Origin of the sequence: Pedobacter sp. P26, from assembly GCF_050632135.1 — a bacterium.
GTDB lineage: Bacteria > Bacteroidota > Bacteroidia > Sphingobacteriales > Sphingobacteriaceae > Pedobacter.
In genome coordinates this window covers 4,766,696-4,792,462 of sequence record NZ_CP192574.1, presented here as the reverse complement: position 1 = coordinate 4,792,462, position 25,767 = coordinate 4,766,696, and the positions used below count along the sequence as shown (strand labels likewise).

Annotated in this window: 27 protein-coding genes and 1 pseudogene; 11 read left to right on the top strand and 17 right to left on the bottom strand. The window is 39.0% G+C overall.

Annotated features, from left to right (window positions below):
• Positions 1-18 precede the first annotated feature (18 nt).
• The 8 genes from ACQ86H_RS22240 to ACQ86H_RS22205 all read right to left on the bottom strand — a co-directional run bounded on the left by ACQ86H_RS22240 (position 19) and on the right by ACQ86H_RS22205 (position 6,328).
• The gene (locus ACQ86H_RS22240) at positions 19-186 is read right to left on the bottom strand and encodes a GNAT family N-acetyltransferase (RefSeq protein ID WP_431295444.1); all 168 of its coding nucleotides are present in this window, start codon (positions 184-186) and stop codon (positions 19-21) included.
• A complete protein-coding gene (locus tag ACQ86H_RS22235) occupies positions 186-461 on the bottom strand; it encodes a hypothetical protein (RefSeq protein ID WP_431292517.1) in 276 nt (91 codons plus the stop codon). The genes ACQ86H_RS22240 and ACQ86H_RS22235 overlap by 1 nt, the downstream gene beginning before the upstream one ends.
• Positions 462-536: 75 nt before the next feature.
• Entirely contained in the window at positions 537-1,286 is a 750-nt protein-coding gene (locus ACQ86H_RS22230) for a hypothetical protein (protein ID WP_431292516.1), read from the bottom strand.
• Between the two features lie 184 nt (positions 1,287-1,470).
• Entirely contained in the window at positions 1,471-2,070 is a 600-nt protein-coding gene (locus ACQ86H_RS22225; RefSeq protein WP_431292515.1) for a hypothetical protein, read from the bottom strand.
• Positions 2,071-2,216: 146 nt separating this feature from the next.
• On the bottom strand, positions 2,217-2,642 hold the full coding sequence (locus ACQ86H_RS22220) for an MOSC domain-containing protein (protein ID WP_431292514.1): 426 nt from the start codon (positions 2,640-2,642) through the stop codon (positions 2,217-2,219).
• Complete coding sequence (locus ACQ86H_RS22215) at positions 2,636-3,040, bottom strand: MOSC N-terminal beta barrel domain-containing protein (RefSeq protein ID WP_431292513.1); 405 nt, start codon at positions 3,038-3,040, stop codon at positions 2,636-2,638. Before ACQ86H_RS22215 ends, ACQ86H_RS22220 begins: the two co-directional genes overlap by 7 nt.
• An 11-nt stretch (positions 3,041-3,051) precedes the next feature.
• The gene (locus ACQ86H_RS22210) at positions 3,052-5,343 is read right to left on the bottom strand and encodes a mechanosensitive ion channel family protein (RefSeq protein WP_431292512.1); all 2,292 of its coding nucleotides are present in this window, start codon (positions 5,341-5,343) and stop codon (positions 3,052-3,054) included.
• 640 nt (positions 5,344-5,983) lie between these two features.
• Positions 5,984-6,328: a hypothetical protein gene (locus ACQ86H_RS22205; protein WP_431292511.1), complete on the bottom strand. Its 345-nt coding sequence runs from the start codon at positions 6,326-6,328 to the stop codon at positions 5,984-5,986.
• A gap of 144 nt (positions 6,329-6,472) precedes the next feature.
• On the opposite strand from ACQ86H_RS22205, the gene ACQ86H_RS22200 reads away from it, so the two are divergent.
• Positions 6,473-7,141, top strand: a complete 669-nt coding sequence (locus ACQ86H_RS22200) for a hypothetical protein (protein WP_138820469.1) — start codon at positions 6,473-6,475, stop codon at positions 7,139-7,141.
• A 114-nt stretch (positions 7,142-7,255) separates the two neighbouring features.
• On the opposite strand, the gene ACQ86H_RS22195 is transcribed toward ACQ86H_RS22200, so the two are convergent.
• The 3 genes from ACQ86H_RS22195 to ACQ86H_RS22185 all read right to left on the bottom strand — a co-directional run bounded on the left by ACQ86H_RS22195 (position 7,256) and on the right by ACQ86H_RS22185 (position 9,398).
• On the bottom strand, positions 7,256-7,663 hold the full coding sequence (locus tag ACQ86H_RS22195; RefSeq protein ID WP_431292510.1) for a VOC family protein: 408 nt from the start codon (positions 7,661-7,663) through the stop codon (positions 7,256-7,258).
• A gap of 174 nt (positions 7,664-7,837) precedes the next feature.
• Positions 7,838-8,437 (bottom strand): GIN domain-containing protein, encoded by a 600-nt coding sequence (locus ACQ86H_RS22190; protein ID WP_431292509.1) that lies wholly within the window; start codon positions 8,435-8,437, stop codon positions 7,838-7,840.
• Positions 8,438-9,029: 592 nt separating this feature from the next.
• Positions 9,030-9,398: a PRC-barrel domain-containing protein gene (locus tag ACQ86H_RS22185; RefSeq protein WP_431292508.1), complete on the bottom strand. Its 369-nt coding sequence runs from the start codon at positions 9,396-9,398 to the stop codon at positions 9,030-9,032.
• A gap of 270 nt (positions 9,399-9,668) precedes the next feature.
• Here ACQ86H_RS22185 and ACQ86H_RS22180 point away from each other — a divergent pair, with 270 nt between their 5' ends.
• Positions 9,669-9,959 carry a hypothetical protein gene (locus ACQ86H_RS22180; RefSeq protein ID WP_431292507.1) on the top strand — a complete coding sequence of 97 codons (291 nt, stop codon included), beginning with the start codon at positions 9,669-9,671 and terminating at the stop codon, positions 9,957-9,959.
• Positions 9,960-10,067: 108 nt separating this feature from the next.
• On the opposite strand, the gene ACQ86H_RS22175 is transcribed toward ACQ86H_RS22180, so the two are convergent.
• Positions 10,068-12,341 carry a GH92 family glycosyl hydrolase gene (locus ACQ86H_RS22175; protein WP_431292506.1) on the bottom strand — a complete coding sequence of 758 codons (2,274 nt, stop codon included), beginning with the start codon at positions 12,339-12,341 and terminating at the stop codon, positions 10,068-10,070.
• A gap of 381 nt (positions 12,342-12,722) precedes the next feature.
• Entirely contained in the window at positions 12,723-13,472 is a 750-nt protein-coding gene (locus tag ACQ86H_RS22170; RefSeq protein WP_431292505.1) for a hypothetical protein, read from the bottom strand.
• Between the two features lie 221 nt (positions 13,473-13,693).
• On the opposite strand from ACQ86H_RS22170, the gene ACQ86H_RS22165 reads away from it, so the two are divergent.
• A complete protein-coding gene (locus tag ACQ86H_RS22165; protein WP_431292504.1) occupies positions 13,694-13,891 on the top strand; it encodes a hypothetical protein in 198 nt (65 codons plus the stop codon).
• A gap of 27 nt (positions 13,892-13,918) precedes the next feature.
• The gene (locus tag ACQ86H_RS22160; RefSeq protein ID WP_138820476.1) at positions 13,919-15,190 is read left to right on the top strand and encodes an MFS transporter; all 1,272 of its coding nucleotides are present in this window, start codon (positions 13,919-13,921) and stop codon (positions 15,188-15,190) included.
• Between the two features lie 143 nt (positions 15,191-15,333).
• Here ACQ86H_RS22160 and pepE read toward each other — a convergent pair whose 3' ends face one another.
• The gene (gene pepE, locus ACQ86H_RS22155) at positions 15,334-15,807 is read right to left on the bottom strand and encodes a dipeptidase PepE (RefSeq protein ID WP_431295443.1); all 474 of its coding nucleotides are present in this window, start codon (positions 15,805-15,807) and stop codon (positions 15,334-15,336) included.
• Between the two features lie 38 nt (positions 15,808-15,845).
• The gene (locus ACQ86H_RS22150) at positions 15,846-16,028 is read right to left on the bottom strand and encodes a hypothetical protein (RefSeq protein WP_431292503.1); all 183 of its coding nucleotides are present in this window, start codon (positions 16,026-16,028) and stop codon (positions 15,846-15,848) included.
• A gap of 292 nt (positions 16,029-16,320) precedes the next feature.
• Here ACQ86H_RS22150 and gap point away from each other — a divergent pair, with 292 nt between their 5' ends.
• Positions 16,321-17,316: a type I glyceraldehyde-3-phosphate dehydrogenase gene (gene gap, locus ACQ86H_RS22145; protein ID WP_431292502.1), complete on the top strand. Its 996-nt coding sequence runs from the start codon at positions 16,321-16,323 to the stop codon at positions 17,314-17,316.
• Here gap and ACQ86H_RS22140 read toward each other — a convergent pair.
• Positions 17,306-17,707, bottom strand: a complete 402-nt coding sequence (locus ACQ86H_RS22140) for a DoxX family protein (RefSeq protein ID WP_138820479.1) — start codon at positions 17,705-17,707, stop codon at positions 17,306-17,308. The two genes, gap and ACQ86H_RS22140, sit on opposite strands and share 11 nt — an antisense overlap.
• Before the next feature lie 241 nt (positions 17,708-17,948).
• Between ACQ86H_RS22140 and ACQ86H_RS22135 the strand changes: the two genes are divergently transcribed.
• Both ACQ86H_RS22135 and ACQ86H_RS22130 read left to right on the top strand, forming a co-directional pair.
• Positions 17,949-18,386 carry a GNAT family N-acetyltransferase gene (locus tag ACQ86H_RS22135; protein WP_431292501.1) on the top strand — a complete coding sequence of 146 codons (438 nt, stop codon included), beginning with the start codon at positions 17,949-17,951 and terminating at the stop codon, positions 18,384-18,386.
• 6 nt (positions 18,387-18,392) lie between these two features.
• Entirely contained in the window at positions 18,393-19,586 is a 1,194-nt protein-coding gene (locus tag ACQ86H_RS22130; protein ID WP_431292500.1) for a phosphoglycerate kinase, read from the top strand.
• A 212-nt stretch (positions 19,587-19,798) separates the two neighbouring features.
• On the opposite strand, the gene ACQ86H_RS22125 is transcribed toward ACQ86H_RS22130, so the two are convergent.
• The gene (locus ACQ86H_RS22125) at positions 19,799-21,370 is read right to left on the bottom strand and encodes a PepSY-associated TM helix domain-containing protein (RefSeq protein WP_431292499.1); all 1,572 of its coding nucleotides are present in this window, start codon (positions 21,368-21,370) and stop codon (positions 19,799-19,801) included.
• Positions 21,371-21,881: 511 nt separating this feature from the next.
• Between ACQ86H_RS22125 and mraZ the strand changes: the two genes are divergently transcribed.
• The 4 genes and pseudogenes from mraZ (at position 21,882) to ACQ86H_RS22105 (ending at position 25,753) form a co-directional block, all read left to right on the top strand.
• Complete coding sequence (gene mraZ / locus ACQ86H_RS22120; RefSeq protein WP_138820483.1) at positions 21,882-22,349, top strand: division/cell wall cluster transcriptional repressor MraZ; 468 nt, start codon at positions 21,882-21,884, stop codon at positions 22,347-22,349.
• On the top strand, positions 22,339-23,244 hold the full coding sequence (gene rsmH / locus ACQ86H_RS22115; RefSeq protein ID WP_431292498.1) for a 16S rRNA (cytosine(1402)-N(4))-methyltransferase RsmH: 906 nt from the start codon (positions 22,339-22,341) through the stop codon (positions 23,242-23,244). The genes mraZ and rsmH overlap by 11 nt, the downstream gene beginning before the upstream one ends.
• Entirely contained in the window at positions 23,241-23,663 is a 423-nt protein-coding gene (locus ACQ86H_RS22110; protein ID WP_108199761.1) for an FtsL-like putative cell division protein, read from the top strand. Before rsmH ends, ACQ86H_RS22110 begins: the two co-directional genes overlap by 4 nt.
• A pseudogene (locus ACQ86H_RS22105) lies at positions 23,653-25,753 on the top strand (penicillin-binding transpeptidase domain-containing protein). The gene ACQ86H_RS22110 and the pseudogene ACQ86H_RS22105 overlap by 11 nt, the downstream one beginning before the upstream one ends.
• The last annotated feature ends 14 nt before the right edge of the window (positions 25,754-25,767 follow it).

Sequence of the window (25,767 nt, the reverse complement as noted above, 5' to 3'; positions counted from 1 at the left end):
GTTAGCGATTATTGAATTTTACATCTGTAAAGCCATCGAAAGTATAGGAAAAGGTTTTCCTGCACCATCCCGCTCACTTCGTTCGATGGTTACAAAACCAAGTTTTTCATAAAAACCTACCGCCTGGTCATTCTGCTCATTTACATCAACCGTGTTGGCACCATGTGCCTTTTTGGCAAAATCAATCAGCGTTTTGCCGAGTCCTTTCCCCTGGCATCGGGATGGATAAAAAGCATCTGGATAAATTTACCATTTAAACCTATAAAACCCATGATCTCTTCTTCAACTTTAATACCGTACAGTTGTACCTGATCAAAATATTCAGTTAAAATCAACGAGCGGTAGGTAATAATATCACTTTCAGAGAGAAAATGATGTGTTGCCCTAACAGAACTTTCCCACAATGTAATCAGTTTTTCGTACTGTTTTTTGCCCGCCGGTTCAATTAACACTTCTTTCATGGTTTTTCATTCTATCTAATATATATTCAGTTTCAGCAATAAAATTTTCTATCGGATTGGTCTTGCCAAAGTCGGCTAAAGTGAGTTCGGAAGTGCCTGATGTTTTTTAAACTTTAAGCGCACATCAGTACCGTTATAAAGCCCGTTATAAGTTTTGCGTACAGTACTGAATCCTGCGAACTTATCGAAAGTATAGCTTTTAAACAATAATCCAATCCGGTATACCTTAATCTTTTGCGTATCTACATCGAAAACAATTCTTTTGGTGATGGTGAGCACGAAGAGCATAATAGGAATTAACACAATAACAGACAGTTGCCGGTCGCTGTCAGTTAGTTGCATTTTGGTAAAGAGGTTATACCAAAAATAACAGGCAAAAAAGCCGAAAAATATAAGCGCAGGCAAATATTTTACACTGCCACCATGCTTTAAACGAAAATTATTATGATCAGCAATGTAATAAGTCAATATGCCCAAATCAATCGGATTAGGTTGCACAATTACCTGTTTTACAGCTTTTGAACTGATCATGTTTTTTATGGCGCTTAGTATCAGGCTATCGTAATGCTTTTTATCCTTATCGCCTTCATTGCTGAATGATGGGGAAATACGGTAACCCTTACCAAAGCGGTCATCTTTACTTTTGAGGTAATAAGCCAGTCCGAAACGGACTTGTGGATCAATTGAGGCCACCTGATCAAAGCTCATCAACTGCTTTTTGCTATAAATGGTTTTAAGATAAACAGCTTGGTTAAAAGCATCGAAAATCACTTTTCTTTTACCATAGGTAAAAAATGGGATACATGCCAGGATCAGTGGTAGCATAATAAAGTAGCCTGCAAAATATTGAGTCTCGATGTCCCCAATATTACCTTTTAACCATAATTAGGATTATAGTTAAGGGCATTGCCAGCAACAGCGCAACAACTGATAGGCCAACAGGAATTAAAAATGCAAATGGCTTAACCGTAATGGATTGTTTATCGATATGATAATACTTTGCCATAACTTATAAGCGCTGTTGCTTTGCCCTTTTTCTTTTAACAACACCAATAATGTACATCAGGATAAAGAACGGTATAAGCAGTATCCACGGATTATCGCTTAATCTCCCCAACAGTGTGATTTTGGCATCGTCCCAATCGTGGATGTCTTTTTCGACCAAAAGTTCATTTTTTAAAGTCAGTTTAAAAATGGTTACTTCTCGTTTGTCGCCCATTATAAAACGGGATATAGCTTTGCCTACACCACCCTCACGTGCCGCTGAAAGTTGCGATTTTAATACTTTTACCTCTACCGTATCTCCTTGCTTAATTTTCTCAGCCAATGCTTTTTCATCATCAGTATTGCCCTGCCATGGTAAGCGGAGGCTAATTTCTTCTTTTTCGGGTTTAATAAACAGATAGGAAATCAAAACGCGGTCGTTCTGTTTTTTTTCCATTACCCAAAGTTCTTTCACCACAAATTTTTTCGTGGTAAAATCAGCTTCTGTACGTGTATTTGCTTCGTTGGTGGTTTGATCGAAAGTGTTGAAAATCCAAAAGGTTACGCCGGATAAAATAATAAAGACTGCGAGAACTGCAATGATGATTTTTTTGTCATAGAACAATAATTAAGTATACGTTAAATTATTTTGCCCCTGTAATGATGGAGAGCGCAGCTAGTAAACGCATGGTTCACTAAAAAGTTTGTAACCTTAGATTGTTTTATTTCTTTAAAGCGTTAAGGATAAAACATTAAGCGTAATCGGGAATCTTATTGATCTTCGATCCTCCAATCAACAATCTTTAGTTCATCGCCAACACTAATAATTCCTGAAGACTGGTGCAACAAATTTTGCCCGAACAGGATTTTTTTATTAATGGTGCGGTAGCCGGCCAAAGTTCTCAGCGGCTCCTGTCCTTTTTCGCCTGTTTGCTGATCAATGGTAATGAGTACACATCTGGAACAGGGTTTCACAGCAGAAAATAAGGTTTCGCCAATATAAAAAGTATTAAAACGGTCTTCAATATGTGGTGTGCCGCCAGTAAATACAAAATTAGGGCGGAAACGGTCCATCTTGATGGAGCTTTGAAGCTTTTCATTCAATCCATCTAAAGAAGACTGACCAATCAGCAGACAAGGATAACCATCAGCAAAACTTACTACTTCATTATTCGATGCATATCTTGGGTCTACCATTCTTTTTCTGCCACTGGCATTTTTACCAGTTTTACTTTAAATTTCAGGAAATCAGAAAACCAGCTGCTTACCTCGGTATTTACTTCAATACCAACAGTGGTATCATTCCAGATCACAACCGGAATTTGTATACCGTTATCTTCCTGCAGATCAAAAGATATGGTTTGGTTGCTGTTTATTTTATGTGATATGATCAGCCTGTTGTCATTGATATTCACCGCTAGCAGGGCCAGTTCAAAATATTTCCTTTGTGTGATAAACATGCCTTCCTCGTCAACAAGCATCCATCTCCTGTCGTACTGCAGGCCTTTTTCTTCCAATTGGGCTTTTTCAAGACTGATACCGCCTAATGATTTAATAGGGTAGATATATAATTCGGAAAGGAAAAAATTGTTCATGTAATCTATTATTATAAAATTTCAATTCCTTTTTGTTCGAAAGCTTCAAAAATCTGCGCATTGATCATACTTTTGGTCAGATCAGCCTTTGAAATATCCTTACACCAGAAATAGATATTGATACTGCTATTCAGCTTACTTACCGGGCTGATCATAATAATGGGCTCTTTGCTGATAAAAACATTACTGTTCTCTCCAATAATTTCTCTGATCAGGCTTACCACTTCAGTAGAATTAAAGGGTTTTGCAATCGATAAAGAAATATCTACCCGCATCTGGTTATTGCTTAGCGTCCAGTTGATGATGTTGTTAGAAAGAATAGAACCGTTGGGGATAATAATTTCAGCGCCTTCATCGCTAAGCAGGGTGCTGGAGCGTACACCGATTTCCTTTACCCTTCCTTTTTTATTGCTCAGTTCTACAATGTCGCCTATTCGGATGGTTTTATCAAAAATAAGGATAATCCCCGATACAAAATTGCTTACAATATTCTGTAAGCCCAATCCAATTCCAACGCCCAACGCACCCAGGATAACCGTTATTTTATCTATTGGTAGCCCGGAAGCTGCAATAGCGATTAAAAAGCCTCCAATCAATAACAACAAACGGGTTACCAGTAATTTAGAACGCTCCCCTTTATTATCCTCAAAACTATCATCGCCCGTATCGCCAAAGAAATAAGCAATGTATTTCTGCAAAAAATTGGCAATCCAGATAATACCCAAAAACAATACAATGCCCCCAAAGGTAAAAGAGAAACTGCCTATAGTTCTTTTTTCAGTGAGGATTTCCATTATCGATTCGTATAGTCCGTTAAAAATATTCAGGTTGGTGGTAAAAATTACAAACCAGATTAGGGTAGCACCAATACCTGTAAGCCTTTTAAGCCCCGCAATTACAGGTTGCCAATCAAAATATTCCGGAAATCCCTTACGTATCCTGCTGCTTTTCATCTGTAGTAAAAAGGCTTCTACCAATACTTTAGCCAGGATGGTTAGCGATATGGCATTTAAAAGTGAGCTTACCCCGGTTGAATAAAAGATCTGCGTGAGGGTAAAGCGACCAAATAGATTACAAAACGTGGCAATAATGGCAAAGCCAACATAAATAAAACCCGTGGTCAGAATCATTTTGTATCTTTTGGTTTTTTCATCTAGTATTTTCCATACCATAACCCCATAGGCAACTGAACTGGTAGTGAGGAACAGCAGGAGCCAGCGCTGATATCTGGGTGGCATACCTAAAAGACGTAAGAAAACCGGTGCAAGAAGCAGTATCACAAATATGCACCAATAGTAAAATAACTTTGGGTTTAACTTTTTGCGGAAATATATCGTGAGCAGGATAGCGAGAATAATCTCTACGGTTTCTATGTAGAGTGCGGGCGCCCTCAGATCGAAAATAGGCGCCAGTGCAAAGAGCATGATGAAGGTGATTAAATAAGGCTGCGGACTAATCAGCGAAAAACCATCAAGGGTTTCTAAACGGCCCAGCTTTTTTACGCTTCTAAAGTTGAAGAATACCCACAAGAAAAATATGGTACAGGTAAAAAGTAATAACAACCGGCTGCTTCTGGTGTATACAAAATAATAGCCGGATATTTCTTGCTCTCCCTGAATAAACCTACGGAAGCCCATGCTTTTATTGGCCGGTTTATTTACCGATTCCCATAAATAACGGCGCTCTTTACCAAAAGCTTTAATGCTCACCGCATCAAGCTGGCTATCGGTAAGATACATTAACTCTTTTATATTAATGAGGTTAGAAGAGGTTCTGGCCTGTAGATTATTGATTGATAAGGTAGTTGTTTTCAGCAGGCTATCCATCACTATACGTTTCTTCTTTAGCTCTGCAAATTCACTTTTAAACATAACCTGTATAGCAGGTACTGTAAACACTTTAATCAGTACAGTATCCTTACGCAGGTTAAGAATTTCGGTTTTTAAAGCCCTTAATTCCTTTTCATATTCATCAAGGTCTGATAAACAATCTTTGTTATTGCTTTGTAATTCTGCCAATAAGGTTTGGTCCATCTGCAGGTTTTGCAGATTTGGAGACCGGTCACGCTGTGTTAAGCGGCTTTTTAGCAATGCCAGCGCGGCTTCATCCTGTGTTAAGTGTGCCGCTATAGGCTTGAGTTTCTTAAATGAACCAACGGTTACCGGAACTTTATTAACGGTTTCAAATACTTTTTCCAGGTGAGCAAGATAATCGCCCTTCGTCAATATTGCAGAATCGGAAAGAATAGATACATCCTGCCCCTTACCAGGTAACCTATCTTTTTGTGCAAATGCATTACTCATAATAAGAAAGGTAAAAAGCAGGGGTATCAGATTTCGGAACAGTATAGGGAAATTATTTATTGTTATCATTGGATTTAAAGAAGTATTGGGAAATATCCTTTATTAAGGATATAGGTTGCCAAAAATAAGGATTAGAATTGATTTTACGGCCGGTGGTTTTGGCTATTTCATTTGCACTGAACCTTGAAAAATGCGATAGCATTAATGCTAGAGAGAATTTGATGAAAATTTATACTGTTGTTTAGTAAAAATTAAATAATTTCAATTCAGCATATTAATAGCGATATGCGCACACTGGAGTACAGCTTGTCTACAGAGCAGTGTAAAAGATAGTAAGAAAGACCATCAGTCTCCTTAATTTTGGAAATACCCTTGTGAATACCAAAAAGGTTTCGAGTTTTGGTATGAACGATAGGGTTTTATAAAAAAAAGCAGCTGATAAAAATGAAAAGAACAGAATCTGGCAACGGTTTTCTCTGAGTAATCAACCAAATACTGCTGTTTGTTTAATTTGACTGGAGATAATCAGATTTATTCCTTTGTGAGGTAGATATTCATCACGCCCCTTGCAGCAGTTTGGTTGGTTCCATAAATAAGCGATTGTTTATCTGTTACCTCCGAGCTAATCCGCATGTACTGATCAGTTTGAGCTACAATGCTCCAAGTGGTCTGTACAGCAAAAATTAGGATTGCTGAAAGTGAGGATACGATTATCTGCATTTCGCCTCAAAATATAGTCTGAAAACTTTACTGATGTATTAATATCAGTAGAAACTTTTACCTGTTTATCATCAAATGTCCAGTAAGATTTTACGGCATCAGCTATGATATGGCTAACTTTGATTCCCGAAGAGTTGTAAAGCTCGAGGTCATACCCTCCGGTCGACCATTTGCCACTCAAGCTTTCACTTGTGGTGTTATCGGTGTCTTTCTTGCAAGCTGATACATTGATTAAGATAAATAACAGAAATAAAATACGTTTCATGCCTGGGCTTTAAGTAATTGAAGTTAAATAAATCAAAATGAATTCGCAAATCTTATTAAGTGAGCTTTTTTAAATTTATTTACCTCAGTTTGTAGCATGTAACGCTATATCCACGTTTATACCTTAAATTAACACTAAGCCTTAATGAAAAAAATCTTACCAATTTTGCTCGCATTATTTTGTATCGCTGGATGTAAAAAGGAAAAACAGGGAAATTATTCTGAAACCATAACAAAGGGAGAAAAATGGGGAATAAAGATAGGCAGCTCGCATGCTGAGGTATACACCCAGCTCCAAAAGGCAGGCCCAACCCTCGACTTTCAGCATGTGGCAATTTTTGGCCACAAGCCTTATAGTTCGCCAGAAAGCCTGGGTCATCTCCTTCCTTATTATTATGCGCTCACTATTTATAACAATGCCGGAACCTTAGATCGTGTAGTGCTGCTTTTTAGCGGAGATAAAGTGCAGCAGATTGCTACAGGCGGCGGTCTCACCACACCAGTAAATAAATGGCCTGAAAATGCGGCTGATGATACCGCGATAAAAGTTGATGATCCGGTTTCAGGTTTAACAGCAAAGCTGATCAAAATCCATCAGTTACCAGCCTATGCAGCTTACGGATTTGTACTTTCTGATAAACCATTAAACAAACCGTACGATCCGGATATGAATAATCACGACGAATGGCAGTTTGGCTTTTCAGACTTTGTAAGTGCGAGCATCAGCGGATCTTCAACAGTAACCCTTCATTTCAAAGCAGGTAAGCTGGAGAGTATAGCGCATGATTATCGCGAAGGGCAAATATTTAATTGATCCAATTTACTGAAATTAAAAGGAAAGTATCAAAAAAATGAGGTGGCCCCGTAAGTGTTTTATCAAATTTAGGGAATCACCTCAAAGAAATACTTTTTTAATGATAGAGGTTTCTTAATCAGTTTTCATATTGTCCATTAACAACACATTGAATTTATGCCCGTCAGGATCGGTAAAGGCAAAACCGTAATAATTGGATTCATCCCGCTCAACCTGCTTAATGATATTGCCGCCGGCCTTTTCTACTTTATTAGCAAATTCGTTAACTTCTTGTTCTGTTTCTGCCGAAATCGTAAAAATAATTTCATTATTATCATTTGCCCCCGGTTTTAAAAACTCGTCTATTTGTGATCCTTGCTCAAAAAAATGAATCACAAAGCCGTCTTCACCAAAAAGAAAACTCGCCAGTGTGGTACCTTTAAATTGTCCATTTGCAGTAAAGCCCAGGTCTGAATAAAATTGATGGGTTCGCTTTGCGTCTTTTACGCTAAAGTTAGCCCAGATTTTTTGTTTCGAATTCATATACAAAGTTTTTTTAGTAGTTGTAGTTCAAAATTATCATTCGGAAATCATAAATCTAGGGTGCATGCGCGACATTTGAAGGTGTTATTTATGCCACAAGTTTCCTTTTATTTGCAAAAAAAGCTGCATCATCCCGCCAATGATACAGCTCCTTTAAAGCAATGAATAATAGAACTATTTTGCTAATGAAGCAGTTTGTGTTGTTTTGGCTACTGGTAAACTCATTTGTGTTTTCATAGCTGCAAATCTGTCCAGATTCAATTTTGGTGTGCTTCCCATTACTAAGATATGTTCTGCAGTAGCTCCGCTCAATTTTAAATCTGCACGACCTTCAATTACGGTATATAAACTTTCTGTATCTGAATCTATCTCGGCAACAGCATCTCCTTTTAAGAATAATTGAAGATATTTTGAATCCAATCTGCCAGCCGTTTTTACCACCGCATTTTCAGAAGCCTGTATTCTATAGATATCTTTTACATAAACGGTAATCTTAGCTATATTCCTATCAGTTGAAGTGATTTTTAATGCATGTCCATACTGGATTACTTTTACGCTACCGGTATTATCGTCATTATAGCTCACACTTTCTTTTTGTCCTTGTACCAAGGTAATCTCCACATTTCCGCTTACAATAACCTGGCTGATGTTTTTAGGTGCCGACATTTTGACTGGCTGTTTCTCGCCTGCCATTACACTTGTTGAGAAAATAGCAGAAGTTAAAACGATACCTGCTAATACTGATTTTGTTAGGGTTTTGATAGAGGTTTTCATAATGCTGTTGTTTATATTTTAATTATATTTTGTTTCTGTTTTAAAGATAAGACGCAGGTAATACAGAAACGTTGCAGCATCAATCAGGGTATTATACCAACACAGGTAAACAATCGACGAACAGCTATAAAAATCGGGTAAACAATATTTTTTTTGAAAGATTTTTAGATCGCTTTTGGCTCCAGTTGGATAATCCAATTTTTTGTAGCCTTTATTTTAACACCAGGAGGTTAGTGAATCAGCTTAAAAATAAAATGGGAACTTCCTGATGGAAAGCTCCCGTTTTTCTTTTGATAAACTATGCTAAGGCTGTATTGTAACTATAGAACTGCCATCCTTGAACTTGTCGAAGGACCCTGTTTTAGATATCTTAGAAAGTGTTTCAACAGGCTCAACATGACAAATTCAATTGGATTACAATTTATGATACAGCATCTAATAAATTGAGGTATCCATTAAATTAATGGGTCAGAACCCTGACTGCGGGGATTGTGCTCCGGAAAGTTCTTATCAAAATGATGGTGACGATAAAAATTTGCACGGTCAATCTCTACAATTTCATCTTCCATCCGCAGTGCCGCCGGACTTCCAATTATATTGCGGATTTGGTTCTCCAATTCAGGCGTAACTTCACCAATAATATATCTCGGCATTGCCCTGAACTGGTCATGATGAACGTTGGGCAAAATAACTTCTTTTTACCTTCGCCTAAATTTACGAGGCCGATTGGGATCAGCACAGCTTTTTCCTCCAAATCTTCGCCCATATCGGCAAGTTCCACAATAACGTACCGAATTGCTTTTTGCTCGGGATCAAATAAGAGATCGCGCACTTTTCCAACCGAATCGCCGACTTCATTTCTTACAGGCCAGCCTTTAATGTCAGCCTCGCCATCTGTTAATTGATAAATACTATTTGAGAGCTCTTCTAAATTGCTGTATACGATAGTTCCTGAATTCATAATTGCTTTTTTAAAAGGGCATTAATTAACGATGCCCATTTTTACAACAAGTTTTTCGGGAGATGGTTTTTATGCTAGTGCACCGGGTTAAAAAGATTGGGCAGCTTGAATAAATATTTTAAAGTGGTAAATTATTGATATTTAGTGTTTTATGTTGGTGTTACGGGATGTGAAAAGCTACAGGATATAAATTAAAATAATTTTTATCAGGTGGCTATCATACCGTTTTACGATTATTTTGTATAATCGTTAAAATAGAATCAGAAGTTAATGAAGAATATAGCTGAATTTAAGATTTCATTAGAAAAGAATGAGCCAGATCGCAATATGTCGGTTCAGCTGCTGGCACTCTGGTACGATGCAAAGGGAGATTGGCATACGGCCCATAACCAGGTCGACCATTTAGGCGATGTTGCCTCAGCCCGCATCCACGCCTACCTGCACCGCAAAGAAGGCGATATATGGAATGCCAATTATTGGTATGCTAAAGCTGGCGAAAAAAGACCACAATTATCATTAGATCAGGAATGGGAAGAATTGGTAAAGTGTTTTTTATCATGACAGGCATAAATCATTTACCATTCAACTCATCCAATAGTAAATGATATTGGGTAGCAGGGGGAGATAATAACAGAAAATGATCTGCTCTCCCCGCGATCTCCAATCCTTTTATTTGGCAGGCATTTTAAATGAAGGTGGAATTGAAGCTTCATCCGCTGCCCAGCGTTTATTCGGACGTTTGCCCATTACCAGCTCCAATTTGCCCCCTCGCATTAAATCCTCGTGAGCAAACCACGATTTGTTCCATACCTGCCCGTTCAGTTTAGCCGATTGAATGTATTTATTTTCAGGAGAATAGTTTATACAGTTCAGCTCAAACTTTTTGCCATTTCCCAAATCCAGTTTTACGTTGGCAAAAGTGGGACTGCCAATTACATACATAGGCAAGCCCGGGGTTATCGGGTAAAAGCCCATCTGCGAAAATACCACAAAAGAAGTAAGGCCACCGCCATCTTCATCGCCTGGAATACCCATCAAATCGTTACGGAACCACTGGCTTAATAAACTCCGTACCCTTTTCTGCGTACGCCAGGGTTGTCCGGCATAATTGTACAAATAAGGAATATGCATAGCAGGCTCATTACCCATAGAGAACTGCCCAACATTACCTGTATGATCGGGCAACTGCGAATAAAAATCAAACCTGCTTTTCCCAAGCGGGGTATTATACATTTTCTCCAGTTCATCAACAAAGGCCTGTTTGCCGCCAATCATATTTACCAAATCGCCCAGGTTGTGCAGTACATCCCAGCGGTAAAGCCAGCCATTATTTTCATCGTAAGTTTCTCTGGCACCAAGTCCGCCTGAAAAGCGGTAATCCAGCGGTTTAATAAATTTACCTTCTGCATCCTTCGGATGAAAAAATCTGGTTTCCGGATTAAACACTGTATGGTAGCTGGTACTTTTATCTAAAAAGTATTTTGCCTCATCGGTTTTACCCAATTGTTGAGCAATATTGCCGAGGCACCATTCATCATAAACCGTGCCCAGGGTTACCGCTATAGGTTGGCGTTTTTCAAAACCATGAACTTCTGCTGCGGTTTCTTTTTCGCCTTCAGGTAAAGCAGGAAAATAGCCCTTATCTTTAAAAAACTGATCTAAAACACCTGCTTTTTTTGACGACCATGGCGCCAGGGTTTTTTCGGTAATGGCTGCTTTACAATACTGATAAGCTTCATCAAGATCAAAACTCCTCAAGCCCTTGTTATAAGCATCAATTATAGTAGCCACACCATGGTTGCTGTTCATCCTCCGGCTATCACCAGTTACCTCCGGAAAAGTTGGCATCCAGTGGTTGTTCATCTGTTGCGCCATTCGCAAATAAGAATTAATCATATTGCCTTCCATTTTGGGCTCAATAATCACACGGAGTGGATGTGTTGCCCGGTAGGTATCCCAAATCCAGTCGTCAGTAAAAAATGGTACGCCATGATCATTGTGCACTTTTCCGTCGAAGGCGCTAAAATAATTTCCATCTTCAGATAGGCTGATCATCCTTTCATAGGTTCGGTAGAGGGAAGTGTAAAATATGGTTTTGGCTGTTTCATCTGTGCCTGTTACTACGATTTTTCCAAGCGTGGCATTCCAGATGTTTTTTCCTGTCTGCGCCACCTGGTTTAGGTTATAGTCCTTAATTTCGCGACGAAGATTCTGCTTTGCCTGTTCTTCACTGATAAATGAGATGCCGTAACGTGCCTTAATTTGTCTGGTTTGCGCGGGAAACTTTAAAATAAGATAAGCATCATGTCCGGAAACAGATTGTTCACCGGATTCAATTTTAGTCTCCTTGTGCCTGCCCGATTCAACAGGTATTAAATCAGTTTCGAAGTAGAGGTAAACCTTGGTGTTATTGTCTAGTTTCTGAAAACCACTTACCACATTGCGGCTCACCTTCAGCGCGCCGTTTCTGGTGTTTAAGATCAGATAAGGCGGAACATTTGTCTGCGAAAAGTTGAGCGCATAGATCCCTGATTGGTGCGATGGCGCAAATTGTACATTTATCCCATAATCATCAAGGTCAACCTCGTAATAATAAGGTTTGATCACTTCATTGTCGTAACCATAAGAAATTATATTGCCTGCGTTTTTGAGATCGCCCTGAAAAGGACTCAAATTAAAGGCCGAGCTGCCCCGGTGGCTGGTAATCACAACAGGCAAGCCATCTATCGTATTACTGGTAAAATTATCACGCTCCGGATAAACCCGCAATAAGCTGTTAGGTAAATGAACAGTAGGGTAAGTGGGCACAAGTAAGTGGCTAATGTTGCCAATGTATGGGTTAACATAGTCTATGGGTTGTTTTTGGGTTTGTGCATGTGCAAAATTGATACCGGCCGTTAACAAAAATATTGTGCTCAATAAAGGATATGTATATTTTTTCATGTCAGGGATTTCGATTAGATACGGCAAATTCAATATCTTTTAAACGATATTTAGCTGATGATGAGTTGCCAGTTTAAAAGCTAAAACGATTTATCAAATCTAACAGAAAGGATCAGTTTATCAAAAAAATCAACAGCAGAAAAGTACGTCCCTGTTTGGCCTATTTGCAACTACTCTGGTAAAATTTAATGCTTTTGCCAAAAAAATACGCTACAGCTTATGGCTAAGCACAGTATGAACAAAAAAAGAGCGATGAATAGATTGCATCGCTCTAAGGTTCTGTCTAAAAATTAAATTAATTCGTTATGTCAGTCTGAGCCTAGTCGAAGACCATTTCAATGCGTTAGTAAAAGCGATCCTGTTATTCAATTGCAGTAATAATTAAAATTTAATCGATAATTTTTCAGAAATAAGCGCATTATTTTTATAGTACTCGAAAAACCAACTTCCATTCTTTTTTAAAACTATGCCATTTGCGCTCCCGTTGTTCGAAATATAACAATCCTCAACCGAGGTTTTTAGTAAGGTCATTACAATTTTAGGTGTTGCATCTATCAGTTGGTAGCCATTGCTTGTGGGTTGTGCATATAACAGTGCACCCTGTTGTTCTATTTTGGTAGCCATAGGCTGATCAGCAGGTAAAGGCGCCGTTTTGATCTCCGTGTTTGTATTGGCTGGCACTGTGCTGGTCGCCACAGTAGGGCTACCCGCTACATATTTAAGATCATTAAAAGATGTAAAAGCATCTTTCAGGGCCAAATTATAAGAAGTTTCATATTCTTTCTCTCTGCTTTTTCCTTCCTTGCTCTTTATTACTACAGCACCCTTACAATCTTTAAGTAAAAGGGTAAGATTGGTAACAAACATGCTGTTTTTTTCCTGCAGTTCTACTACTAAAGCCTTGCATCTGTCGGTTGCAATTTCTTCCGGTATTTCGGCATTGTCAAAGTAGACCGTAAAGCCTTTTTCCTCAAAAAAAGCCTTGATAAGGGTATTTAAGCCATATTGGTTTACCTGCTTGAGAAAATTGAATTTCTCGGGGACTATGATGTATTTATAATTTACAATATTAGACTGTGCATTTACAGAAAAAGAGATTGCTAAAAGGATAATAAAAAGATATCTTTTCATATTGTTAAATGGAGTTTGGATAAGATTCCGCCTCAATTTATAGAATGAAACGGAGAAAATCAAATTTATCGTTTCCATACTACATTCCGTATTAATCAATCGGATATTCGATCAGATCTCACCAGTAAAAGAACAAAGTTTACCATCATCCATTGCATTAATCGATTCAATTGTTTATTATTATAGCGATTAATGATCATAATCTAATCATCACATTGCGCTTGTCGCGTGTAATAAAAACCAAATATTCCAGAAAAATGGAGGAGCGCCAACTCATTAAATTAGAAGGCTGGTTTAAATCCAGGCATATTTCCTGCCTGAAGATTGTAGCCGGAAACCTAAATAAACTACGTACCTGGATTCCTGTTAAAGAACAACTAGCCTGCTTTATTTTAAAAAATCTTTTTATGCCAAATTAAAACCAATTATAACCTAAATCTGAGCACATGCTTAACATTCAAACCACAAAACTATTCTGGGCAAGTTGTCTTGCATTACTAGTCACCTCCCTTTCCTTCGGCATCCGCGCTGGTATAATGAACCAGCTTGGGGTCGATTTTCAATTAAGTACCGCCCAATTAGGCACCATTACGGCTGCTGCTTTCTGGGGGTTTCCACTGGCCATTGTAGTTGGAGGATTTGTAGTGGATATCATCGGTATGAAACGTTTGCTGGTCATGGCCTTTATCTTTCACCTGGCCGGCATTATCCTTACCGTTTTTGCGCAGGGCTATTGGAGCCTGTTTTTATCTACCCTGCTGATTGGCATTGCCAACGGTACTGTAGAGGCCGCCTGTAATCCATTAGTTGCCTCTCTGTACCCTGGGAATAAAACAACCAAATTAAATCATTTTCACTTATGGTTTCCCGGAGGTATTGTAATTGGTACATTGCTGGTTACCCTGTTTGTTCACCTTGGATTGGGCTGGAAGGTGCAGGTTGCCATGATGATTATTCCTACTTTAATTTATGGATACCTGTTTTCAAAATTAGATTTCCCAGTTACCGAGAGGGTATCATCCGGTTATTCCAGTTCAGATATGTACAAAGCAGTACTTTCTCCATTGTTTATCTTTATGTTCATTTGCATGTTCGGTACAGCCATCACCGAGTTGTTTACAGGGCAATGGATAGGCTTACTGCTGAAAAATGTAACAGATAATGCCATTTTGTTGCTGACCCTTACAACTGGGATCATGGTAATTGGCCGGGGTTTTGCCGAACCTGTAGTACACCGTCTTGCTCCTCAGGGCGTCTTGCTCTTATCTGCAATATTTGCTGCAGCCGGACTTTACATGCTGAGCACTTTTACCGGAAATTCAGTTTTCTTCGCTGCAATTGTTTTCGGTATAGGTGTTTGTTATTTCTGGCCAACGATGATCGGTTTTGTCGCTGAAAATGTTCCTAAATCAGGAGCTCTTGGCTTAAACCTAATGGGAGGTGCCGGAATGTTTGCCGTTTCTATTTATACCATGTTTATGGGGAGTTTTTACGATAACCTGATCGTTAAACATTTACCCGCTGGCGCCTCTTATGATGCGTATTTAAAAGCTCCTGAAAATTCTGAATTTGCGCAGGTGCTTGCCAGTGCCAAAAATCTGGCTGGTCCTGAAATTCTGCGTGCTACACTGATCATTCCAGTAATATTAATTGTGGCTTTTGGCGGATTGGTGATCTATCTGCGTTCGAGAAAAAAGGCCAGCGCTTTAGCATCATAATTAACAGATGATGACTTTATAAACTATCCGTTTAATAAATAAGAAGAACAATAGCTGCAAGTTTATGATGCTAAATTTATCATAACTTGTAGCTATTTGAGTTTTTAGTTTTGCTGCCGTTATACCGTTCTTCAATAAATTAATTATAAGAGGGAACTACCCGGTGGGCATTCGTATGGGGCTTTGCCTGGTTCAAAGATCCTGGTGTTTTCACTGCCCTCTGTAGTGATTTTATTAGCTGATATCCTGATCCAATTGCCTTCACGTAAGCCTATTACTTTGATGTCGTTCTGTGTTAGAAATTCCATAATCCTCGTTTCCCTTGTCTCTCCATTATGTTTTAACTCCGGATTTGGGTCAAGATAATGAGGATTAAGGTTAAAAGGAACCAAGCCCATACATTCAAAAGAGCCTGGGTACACGATAGGCATGTCATTGGTGGTTTTCATATTCAAGCCGCCGATATTGCTTCCGGCACTACAGCCCAAATAAGGTTTGCCCAGTTTGATGTTTTCGCTGAGATGCTTCATCAATCCCAGCTCATGGAGTGTTTTTACCAGAAGAAAGGTATTTCCGCCACCAGTAAAAAAACCTTTGGCTGCATAGATGGCGCGAATGGGATCATTAAATTCATGCAGACCTTTAACACTGATATTTAGCTGAGAAAAAAATCGCGTACTTTGCCCGTATATTCATCATGAGAAATACCTCCAGGTCTTGCGAAAGGGATAAATACAATTTCATCTATTCCGGCAAACAGCTTAATAAGCTCATCTTTCAGGTATTCGAGGTAATTGCCGCCGAAGAGGGTCGAAGTAGAAGCAAGGATGACATTCATTTTGTTGTACTTTAAAGGCAATTATAATGTTTTTCATTGAAATAATTGTCCTTTGATCATTAGGTTTTCGGAAAATAACAGGATCAAAAAAATCAGTACCGACATTACCAGTTGCAACACAAGGTTTATTTTGTTACCGGGATGGGATCTACATCTGCAAACGGTTACAGAAACCTGCATTTAAAGCATCTAATTATACTTTCATCATCGCATCTCCATCTTCCGTCATCCTTAATCTATTATGTTCTATTATAGCAAATAAATACTAATTTTGCGCTCTAATTTTTATAACATGAGGCTGGCAATAAATGGTTTTGGTAGAATAGGAAGAACATTTTTACGCTTGGCACTGGCTGAAGGCTTTGACGTGGTGGCCATTAACGATCTGGCAGATGCTAAAACAATGGCACATTTGTTTAAGTATGATAGTGTTCATGGTGTTTTTGCAGGGAACGTTTCGGCAGAGCCTGACGCACTTGTGATTGATGTCCTTTCGATTCCGGTTTTTGCCATTGCAGCAGCTGATAAGCTACCCTGGTCTGCATTGCATGTTGATTTGGTTATTGATTGTACGGGCAGAAATCTCACAAAATCATCAGCTGAAAAACATATTGCATCAGGCGCAAAACAAGTATTAATTTCCGCTCCGGCAGCCGATGATATTCCTATGGTAGTATTAGGGGTAAATGACGATCATGTTGATTTAACGAGTGCTGTACTATCAAATGCGAGTTGTACAACTAATAATATTGCTCCCATGATTAAGATTTTGAACGATAACTGGGGCGTTGAAGAAGGTTATATTACCACTATCCATTCCATGACGGGCGATCAGAATTTGCATGATGCAAACCACAAAGATCTGCGTAGGGCAAGGGCAGCATCATCCTCCATCATCCCAACTACAACTGGTGCAGCAAAAGCCATTACTCATATTTTTCCCGAATTGGATGGCCGTCTGGGAGGTGCAGGTATCAGGGTTCCGGTTTTAAACGGATCCTTAACTGATTTTACCTGTCTGTTAAAGAAGAAAACGACCATTGAAGAAATCAATTCAGCTTTCAAGTATGCTGCCGAAAATGAATTGAAAGGTCTTATTGAGTACACCGAAGATCCGATTGTTTCAATCGATATTATTAATAATCCACATTCGTGCATATTCGATTCGCTGCTAACCTCAATCGTTGGCGACCTTGTTAAAGTAGTGGGTTGGTACGATAACGAATATGGCTACAGCAGCCGTTTAATCGATGTGGTCAGGAAAATCGAAACGCTTTCTAAAGGCTGATTTTAGTCTTTTGCGTAGATTTTAATGCCCAATAAACCAATACCGGTTGAAAAAACAGACGTAAAAAACGTTTACCATCAGTATTAAGTCCAAAGGCACTGCGTTTATGGGTATACTGTGAAATATTTCCCGGAAAAACACTGACAAATAGGCCGGCTGCAATTTTCCCGATTAAAGGTTCGTGTTTTTTCGGAGTAAGCACTAATGCGGTACCCAATGCAATTTCAACAAAACCAGAATAAACAACGGTATCGTCTTTTTTCAAAGGCACCCAATCTGGTACCTGCGCCTGGAAAGGTTTGCGGGCAAAGGTTAAATGTCCGATTCCGGCAGTAATTAAACCTGCGCCGAGTAAAATTCTTGCTGCTGTTTTGATGTTTTCTTCTTTCACTTTACCTGCTTTAAATTCATAATGTTATAATTATCAACAAGTAAATTGGAGGTCTGTTTGCTAATATGTACATTTTACCTTTATTATAGATAATAACTGTTTGATCAGGTTGGTTCTATATCCAAAATGTTAGCACTTTATAACCATTTATATTATCGGGTTTCAATTGCTTTATTAACTTTGCAAACGTTTGCAATGCATCCTATAGCAATGTCTCCAGATATAAGCTAATGATAAATATATGGTCAAATTTATTCTTCCGGAAGAAGTTCTACCTTTAAGAAGCCTTGTTTTACGCAATGGCAAGCCATTTGAAGCATGCGTTTTTGAAGGCGACCTGGCTTACGATACTTTTCACCTGGGGTTTTTAAAAGATGGTGAAATAAAATCTATAGCCACATTTATGCGTAACGATTTTTTTCCCGAAGAAGGAGAGGGCTATCAGCTCCGTGGCATGGCTACACATCCCGATGCCAGCGGAAAAGGTTATGGTGCTGCACTCGTTACTTTTGCCATCGATTACCTGAAAGAATACAATACCGATTATTTGTGGTGTAACGCCCGCTCAACAGCAGCAGCTTTTTATAAAAAAATCGGTTTTACAACCGAATCGCCGGAATTCGATATCCCAGGTATCGGTTTCCATTACGAAATGAAATTAAACTTAAATCAAAAATAATTAAACATGAACACCATTGACCAGTTTGACTTTAAAGATAAAAAAGCATTAATCAGGGTAGATTTTAACGTGCCTTTGGATGATGAATTTAAAATTACCGACGATAAAAGAATCAGGGCTGCATTACCAACCATCAGCAAAATTTTAAAAGATGGCGGCGCGGTTATTTTAATGTCGCACTTAGGGCGCCCAAAAGATGGCCCTACAGATAAATATTCTTTAAAACACATCTTAACTGATTTATCTGCTCTTGTTGGTGTCGAAGTTAAGTTTGCTGACGATTGTATTGGCGAAAGTGCAGTAAAACAGGCCGCTGATTTAAAATCAGGTGAAGTTTTATTATTAGAAAACCTTCGTTTTTATAAAGAAGAAGAAAAAGGTGATGTAGCCTTTGCAGAGAAATTATCAAAATTAGGCGATGTTTATGTAAACGATGCATTTGGTACTGCTCACCGCGCACATGCCTCAACTTCAATTATTGCCCGGTTTTTCCCGGATGCAAAATACTTTGGTTATTTAATGGCGTCGGAAGTAGAAAATGCAGAGAAAATTCTGAACCACGCGGAAAGACCTTTCACAGCAATTATGGGTGGTGCTAAAGTATCTGATAAAATTCTTTTGATTGAAAAATTATTAGATAAGGTAGATAACCTGATTATTGGTGGTGGTATGGCTTATACTTTTGCTAAAGCACAAGGTGGAGAAATCGGTACTTCATTATTAGAAGCTGATAAACAAGAACTTTCTTTAGAACTGATCGAAAAGGCAAAAGCAAAAGGTGTAAACCTGATTTTACCTGTGGATACGGTAATTGCAGATAAATTTGCAAATGATGCCAATAAAAAAGATGTAACCTCGGGGCAAATTCCTGCAGACTGGATGGGATTGGATATCGGTCCGAAATCGGTTGAGTTATTCCAGGAGGTAATCAAAAACTCTAAAACTTTATTATGGAATGGTCCGATGGGCGTTTTCGAGATGGAAAGCTTCCAGGTAGGTACTAAAGCTGTAGCAGAAGCAGTTGTGGCGGCTACTAAAGATAACGGTGCTTTCTCCTTAATCGGTGGTGGCGATTCGGCTGCAGCGATTGCAAAATTTGGTATGGAAGATGAGGTAAGTTATGTTTCTACCGGTGGTGGTGCTTTACTCGAATATATGGAAGGTAAAGAATTGCCGGGGGTAAAAGCCATTAATGGATAAACGACAAAAATCAATAAAAAGGCCTTGCAAATGTCATTGTAAGGCCTTTTTTGTTTAAATCAGGTAAAAATATTATCACCTGTGATTTGAGATGTAGTAATTACCCGTAATCCGTACTTTCGGCGAATTCCGGCTAATTTTACATCTCGGAACTAAATGAATCGAAAGAGGCAGCGTTTAGAGAAACTTATTTTATAATAAAGCCGGCCCGCCTAAAAAACTTCTAATCCGGTATTCAGCAGTAACATATAAACAGCTAAATAACAAATCAAAAATGCCGTTGATAATGCAAAATACCGTGTTACCTTATGGCTGCCTTTTTTAAATGGGAGTAAAAACAGGATATTGAATACTTCAGATAGCAAAGCACAGATGAAATTTAAACAGACCATTATGCAGCTAAACGCCACAACGAAAATGGCCGGCTGGATGATTATTCCTGACGGAAGGCCATAGAGTCCTCCCATAATAAAACTGATCAGCAGGATAATCATAGCATATTTTAAACCCGATTTAAACTGGATCAGGAAATAGCTGCCCAATTTTGGCAGTGGTGTCCCGATTTTTGCAGGCTTTGGTTCTTTTTCAACTTTAGGGATTTCTAAAGCTTTATTTAAAGCTGCTTCATTTGTTTTTTGTTTTTTACCCTTCTTTTGTTTTTGATAACGTGGCCACCAGATGATAAATCCGGTAATAAAAAGCGCCAAAGGCATTAAGCCGGCAATAAGCGCAATAACCTGTGTTGGCCGGCCGCCGAAACTGCCATAATGGATAGGTGTTAACCAGCTGAGATAAGCATTACCAACATTAGGGAAATCCTTGCGGCTGTTCAGCAGTACCTTGCCCGTATATTGGTCAACAATAATCATTTCTCTTTTTCCAGCTTTAGGTAGGTTTCCGCTTAGCATATCTAAACGGTAAGTACCGGTTTTATCGGCCGGAAAAGCAATGCCGCCAATATAGGCATCAGGCATGTTTTGTTTGGCAGCTGCTGTAATGGCTTCGAGCGGGAGTGGAGTGGCCTGCGCATGCCAGGACGATTTAGCGCCTAATAATTGAGCTACGCCCTGCGGCGATTTTCCGCTAAGCGCAAATAACAGCGGAATAACAAGCGTAGAAAAAGTAATAGAAAAACCGGTAAGGCTCAATATCGCCACAATGGGAGAGGAATAAAAACCTAGCGAGTTATGCCAATCGTAATTTTGTCGCTTAAATGATCCGCTAAACCTTACCGTAAGTACCGATTTTAATTGTTTCCATTTTTTAGGGATCCATAATCGCAGACCCGAGATCGTCAGGATTAAAAGGCAGAGCGAGGCAAGGCCGCAAATGTAACGCCCTGCAACAGGAATCAGCAGCGTTCGGTGCAGTTCGGTAACCACGTGGATGAAAGAACTGGTATGTATTCTTTTACCACCTGTTTTTCCGGTATAGGGATTAATAAAAGTTTCCTCATTACTTTTTAAATTCATCACGCTATAAGCTTCATTGGGGTTTTTGAAGTTATTTAGCATCAGGTAATCTACTTTTAGCCTGGGGTAATTCTTTTTTATGAGTGGCACAATTTCTTCCACCGGCATCTTTTGCTTTTGCGCAATCACCTCAAACAGATCTGGATTCAAGGCCCGGTCAATCTCGTCCTGAAAAACAAGAATGCTCCCTGTAACGCCTACAAAGGCTACAATTGCCCCGGCAATAATGCCTGTATAAAGATGCCATTTACCAAACCACCTTTTTTGATGTTTTGCCCAGCTTAATTTTTTAGAATTCTGTTCTGATTTCATTTTGAGCGTAGTTACGCTTATATAATAGTTAATCCGTTTATATCCACAAAGAAATCATTTTAATTGTTATTGTACAAATTATATTTAATAAGTCTAAATAAGATATTTATGGGTGAGATAAATATGAAGAGGTAGCTCAAACGACGGCTTATTTTTTCGGCTGGTTTATTTTTTAGGATGGCTATTCTTATTGGCATTTAGTCTTAGTCTTTAGGAAGCGATAATTGAGGTATATTATACCATGATATAAGGTATTAAGGCACTCATTTTTAACGCTATTTAAATTTTATGATGAAAATTGGGTGAACGTGACACTTTCGGATAATATATTTTTAACCTGCTTATTATCAGTTATTAATGCTTTTGTAATAGCGCAATTAGGCTTATTCTAACTATATTGGCTGACCATTATTGTAACAAAAAAGATGTGGAAAACTTTTTTGTGGTAAAAAGTGGTAAAAAGTGGTAGAACTATTTACTTTTACACTAGATAAAAAGTGTAGATACCACTATGACCCAACTTTTAGGAGAATTCGATTGTAAACTTGACGCAAAGGGACGCCTTATGGTGCCTGCTGCGCTTAAGAAACAATTGCCTGAATCTGAGAAAGAAGGGCTGATCATTAACCGTGGTTTTGAGAAAAACCTGGTGATTTATCCAAAGAAAGTCTGGGATGCTATCGTTACTGATTTAAGCAAACTGAATATTTACGAAAAAAACAACAGAGAATTTATCAGGTCCTTTACCAGGGGTGCAACTGAACTTTCGCTTGATGCGGCGGGTCGTGTGCTTTTGCCAAAATCGCTGGTTGATTATGCAGGTATTGGAAGTGATCTTGTGCTGGCTTGTCAGTTAGATCGTATCGAGGTTTGGGATAAAAAATCTTACGAAGATATTTTTGATGATGTGCCGGAGAATTTTGCAAACCTTGCTGAGCAGGTAATGGGTGGAAAGAAAGGAGTGGCTGATGGAGAATAATTATCATGTGCCTGTAATGCTGCAGCCGTGTATTGATGGCTTGAATATTAAGCCTGATGGAGTTTATGTTGACGTAACCTTTGGTGGCGGTGGTCATTCGAAAGAGATTTTGAAGCATCTTGGGTCAAAAGGAAGATTAATTGCTTTTGATCAGGATCCTAATGCTCAGGCAAATGTTCCTGCTGATGATCGTTTTATTTTTATCGACCAGAATTTCGGTTTTCTGAAAAATAACCTCCGTTTAAAAGGTTTTAAGCAGGTTGATGGTATTCTGGCAGATCTTGGTGTTTCCTCTCATCAGTTTGATGTGCCGCAACGTGGTTTTTCGATCCGTCATAATGCAGATCTGGATATGCGTATGGATCAGCACCGCGATTTAACGGCTGCTGAAATATTGAATACCTATACGGAAGATAAACTGCATAAGATATTTGGAATTTATGGAGAAGTTAAAAATGCGAAATCTTTAGCACGTGCTATTGTGACTTCACGTTTAGAGCAGCCCTTTACCGATATCGATAGTTTGAAATCAGCCATTGCTGGTTATATCCCCAAAGGAAAAGAGAATAAATATCTGGCGCAGGTGTTTCAGGCATTGCGAATAGAGGTGAATGCGGAAATTCAGGTGCTTGAAGATTTTTTAATGCAGGCTGCCGATGTGTTGAAGCCGGGTGGTCATTTAGTAGTGATGTCTTATCATTCTTTAGAAGACAGGCCGGTTAAAAACTTTATGGCGAAAGGCAAATTTCAGGGTGAGGTAGAAAAAGATTTTTTCGGAAATCAGCAAAAGCCATTTAATGTAATTACAAGGAAAGCGATCATTGCCACAGAAGAGGAGATTGCTCAAAACAATAGGGCCCGCAGTGCGAAACTTAGAATTGCAGAGAAGATATGAACAGGTTTAGGGAGGAGATAGAAGAGGAAGAGGTAGGGCCCGAACCAGAGCTAAAAGCTGCGCCCAAAAGGCCAAAAACTGCTGAAGAAAAAATGGATAGCAATTCATTTATCAGCAAGCTTTTTAATGATGGCTTGGTAAGTAAAGAGGCGGCAACTGATGCTTTGCCTTATTTATGCTTTCTGGCTCTTTTAGGGATGATTTATATCGCCAATAGCCATTTTGCGGTAAACAATGTGCGCCGTATTGATAAATTAAATAAAGAAGTAAAAGAATTAAGATGGGAGTATAAATCCCTTAAGGCCGACCTGATGTTCAAGAGTAAACTGACGGAGGTTGCTAAAAAGGTAGATACCCTTGGTATAAAAGAACTGATTGAACCACCAAAAAAAATAATTGTTAAAAGCGATGAATATTAGAGCAAACATCTTGCTTCGTGTATATCTGGCATTTGGCTTAATTGTGCTTTTTGCTTTCGCGGTGTTTTTACGCCTCGGTCAGGTGCAGTATGTGCAGGGAAAAAATGGAGGGCTATGGCAGACAGCCTCTCTACTAGATATGTAAATGTGGAGGCTACCCGTGGAAATATTTATTCTAACGATGGTAGTTTGCTCGCGACTTCGATACCGGAATACGAGCTGCGTATGGATATGTTTGCAGGCGGCATAGCTGATGATAAAGTATTTAATGAAAAGGTAGATTCCTTAGGTTATAAATTAGCGCAGCTTTTTCAGGATAAAACCGCCAAAGAATATGCCCGGTACCTGCGCAAAGGTCGCCAGGATAGTGCTCGTTATTTATTGATTCACCGTAAAGTAGGTTATGCCGATCTTAAAACCATCAGAACTTTTCCGCTTTATAATATTGGTAAGTTCAGTGGTGGCTTAATTGCTGTACAGCAAAATAAACGTATTCTTCCTTTTCAGGCTTTAGCTGCCCGTACCATTGGTTATAAAAACGAAAATGTGGCTAATGGTGTAGGCTTAGAGGGCGCGTATAAAGAATATATCAATGGTGAAACGGGAAAAAGATTAATGCAGCGTATTGCGGGCGGTGTTTACATCCCGGTGAACGAAGAGGCTGAAGTAGCGCCAAAAGATGGTGCTGATATTATCTCGACCATTGATGTAAACATGCAGGATCTGGCACAAAGTGCTTTAGAAAAACAGCTGATTAAATCGCAGGCCGATCATGGTACTGTGATATTGATGGAAGTGGCCACGGGCGAAATCCGTGCGGTAGCCAATTTTTCTAAAGTAGAAGAAGGGGTGTATAAAGAGAAGTTTAATTATGCTATTGCGGGTAACCAGGATCCGGGATCGACTTTCAAACTAGCCTCTTATATGGCTTTGTTGGAAGATAAGCTAATAGATACCAATACGATGATCGGGACAGGTTACTATCAGATCCCCGGAAAACTGATCACAGATTCGCACCCGAAAATTGAAACGGTTACCGCAAAAAAGCCTTTGAAACGTCTTCCAATGCTGCAATTGCAAAGCTGATCAATATGCATTATGGCAACGATCCGATAAAATTTACCAATCACTTATATGATTGGCATCTGAATCAAAAAATGGATTTACAGATCCCTGGCGAAGCAATGCCTGTGGTTAAAAATCCTAAAACAAACAAAAGCTGGAACAAAAACATGACCCTTCCTCAAATGGCTTATGGTTATGAAATGCAGCTAACACCGTTAAAGATGCTTATCATGTATAATGCGGTAGCCAATAACGGAAAAATGGTGGCACCAATTTTTGTAAAAGAGATCAGAAGATTGGGCAATCCGATCGAACAGTTTAAAGCAAGGGTGATCAATGATAAAATCTGTTCGGATGTTACCCTTAGCAAAATTAAAAAAATGCTAGAAGGGGTAGTGACTGAAGGCAGTGGAAAGCAGGTTGTTTACAATCCATTATATCCGATTGCAGGTAAAACAGGTACTGCCCAGGTGGCTGATGCGAATAAGGGATATAAAGCTAATAAACAATATCAGGCTTCTTTTGTGGGGTATTTTCCTGCAGATAAACCGAAGTATTCTTTGATCGTAGTAATCAACGATCCAAAAGGGGCCTATTATGGTGCTACGGTTTCGGGTCCGGTGTTCAGGGAGATAGCTGACCGTATTTACGCCAGCGACATGCAAATGTATAACGATGTGCCTACACGTTTGGTGGGGAATACCGGAACACCACCTACTAAAGCAGGGCAAAGTAAAGCGACTCAGAAAGTATATAAAGCATTCGGATTTAAGCCGCTTTTTGCTTCAAAATCTGAGTATTACAATATTATAGATACCAGTGCAGGAACAATTTTTCAGGAAAATAGCGAGCGTAAAGGCGTAATGCCTAACGTGGCAGGAATGGGACTGAAAGATGCATTGTACCTTTTAGGTAACGCTGGTTTAAAAACAAAAGTTTTTGGATCGGGCAAAGTGATCAGTCAGTCTATAGCTGCTGGTACAAAAGTGGGCAAGGGATTAGGTGTACAAATTGAGTTGAATTAAGGTTAGGGTAGAAG

Bases quoted from the DNA above. Each gene is read 5' to 3' on its own strand.
- ACQ86H_RS22210 (WP_431292512.1), bottom strand. From the start codon at position 5,343: ATGAGTAATGCATTTGCACAAAAAGATAGGTTACCTGGTAAGGGGCAG.
- ACQ86H_RS22110 (WP_108199761.1), top strand. From the start codon at position 23,241: ATGAACAGGTTTAGGGAGGAGATAGAAGAGGAAGAGGTAGGGCCCGAA.
- ACQ86H_RS22230 (WP_431292516.1), bottom strand. From the start codon at position 1,286: ATGCTACCACTGATCCTGGCATGTATCCCATTTTTTACCTATGGTAAA.
- ACQ86H_RS22135 (WP_431292501.1), top strand. From the start codon at position 17,949: ATGGTCAAATTTATTCTTCCGGAAGAAGTTCTACCTTTAAGAAGCCTT.
- ACQ86H_RS22215 (WP_431292513.1), bottom strand. From the start codon at position 3,040: ATGAACAATTTTTTCCTTTCCGAATTATATATCTACCCTATTAAATCA.
- gap (WP_431292502.1), top strand. From the start codon at position 16,321: ATGAGGCTGGCAATAAATGGTTTTGGTAGAATAGGAAGAACATTTTTA.
- ACQ86H_RS22125 (WP_431292499.1), bottom strand. From the start codon at position 21,370: ATGAAATCAGAACAGAATTCTAAAAAATTAAGCTGGGCAAAACATCAA.
- ACQ86H_RS22220 (WP_431292514.1), bottom strand. From the start codon at position 2,642: ATGGTAGACCCAAGATATGCATCGAATAATGAAGTAGTAAGTTTTGCT.
- ACQ86H_RS22160 (WP_138820476.1), top strand. From the start codon at position 13,919: ATGCTTAACATTCAAACCACAAAACTATTCTGGGCAAGTTGTCTTGCA.
- ACQ86H_RS22235 (WP_431292517.1), bottom strand. From the start codon at position 461: ATGAAAGAAGTGTTAATTGAACCGGCGGGCAAAAAACAGTACGAAAAA.
- mraZ (WP_138820483.1), top strand. From the start codon at position 21,882: ATGACCCAACTTTTAGGAGAATTCGATTGTAAACTTGACGCAAAGGGA.
- ACQ86H_RS22175 (WP_431292506.1), bottom strand. From the start codon at position 12,341: ATGAAAAAATATACATATCCTTTATTGAGCACAATATTTTTGTTAACG.
- ACQ86H_RS22150 (WP_431292503.1), bottom strand. From the start codon at position 16,028: ATGAATGTCATCCTTGCTTCTACTTCGACCCTCTTCGGCGGCAATTAC.
- ACQ86H_RS22195 (WP_431292510.1), bottom strand. From the start codon at position 7,663: ATGAATTCGAAACAAAAAATCTGGGCTAACTTTAGCGTAAAAGACGCA.
- rsmH (WP_431292498.1), top strand. From the start codon at position 22,339: ATGGAGAATAATTATCATGTGCCTGTAATGCTGCAGCCGTGTATTGAT.
- ACQ86H_RS22185 (WP_431292508.1), bottom strand. From the start codon at position 9,398: ATGAATTCAGGAACTATCGTATACAGCAATTTAGAAGAGCTCTCAAAT.
- ACQ86H_RS22130 (WP_431292500.1), top strand. From the start codon at position 18,393: ATGAACACCATTGACCAGTTTGACTTTAAAGATAAAAAAGCATTAATC.
- ACQ86H_RS22200 (WP_138820469.1), top strand. From the start codon at position 6,473: ATGAAAAAAATCTTACCAATTTTGCTCGCATTATTTTGTATCGCTGGA.
- ACQ86H_RS22190 (WP_431292509.1), bottom strand. From the start codon at position 8,437: ATGAAAACCTCTATCAAAACCCTAACAAAATCAGTATTAGCAGGTATC.
- ACQ86H_RS22180 (WP_431292507.1), top strand. From the start codon at position 9,669: ATGAAGAATATAGCTGAATTTAAGATTTCATTAGAAAAGAATGAGCCA.
- ACQ86H_RS22205 (WP_431292511.1), bottom strand. From the start codon at position 6,328: ATGAAACGTATTTTATTTCTGTTATTTATCTTAATCAATGTATCAGCT.
- ACQ86H_RS22170 (WP_431292505.1), bottom strand. From the start codon at position 13,472: ATGAAAAGATATCTTTTTATTATCCTTTTAGCAATCTCTTTTTCTGTA.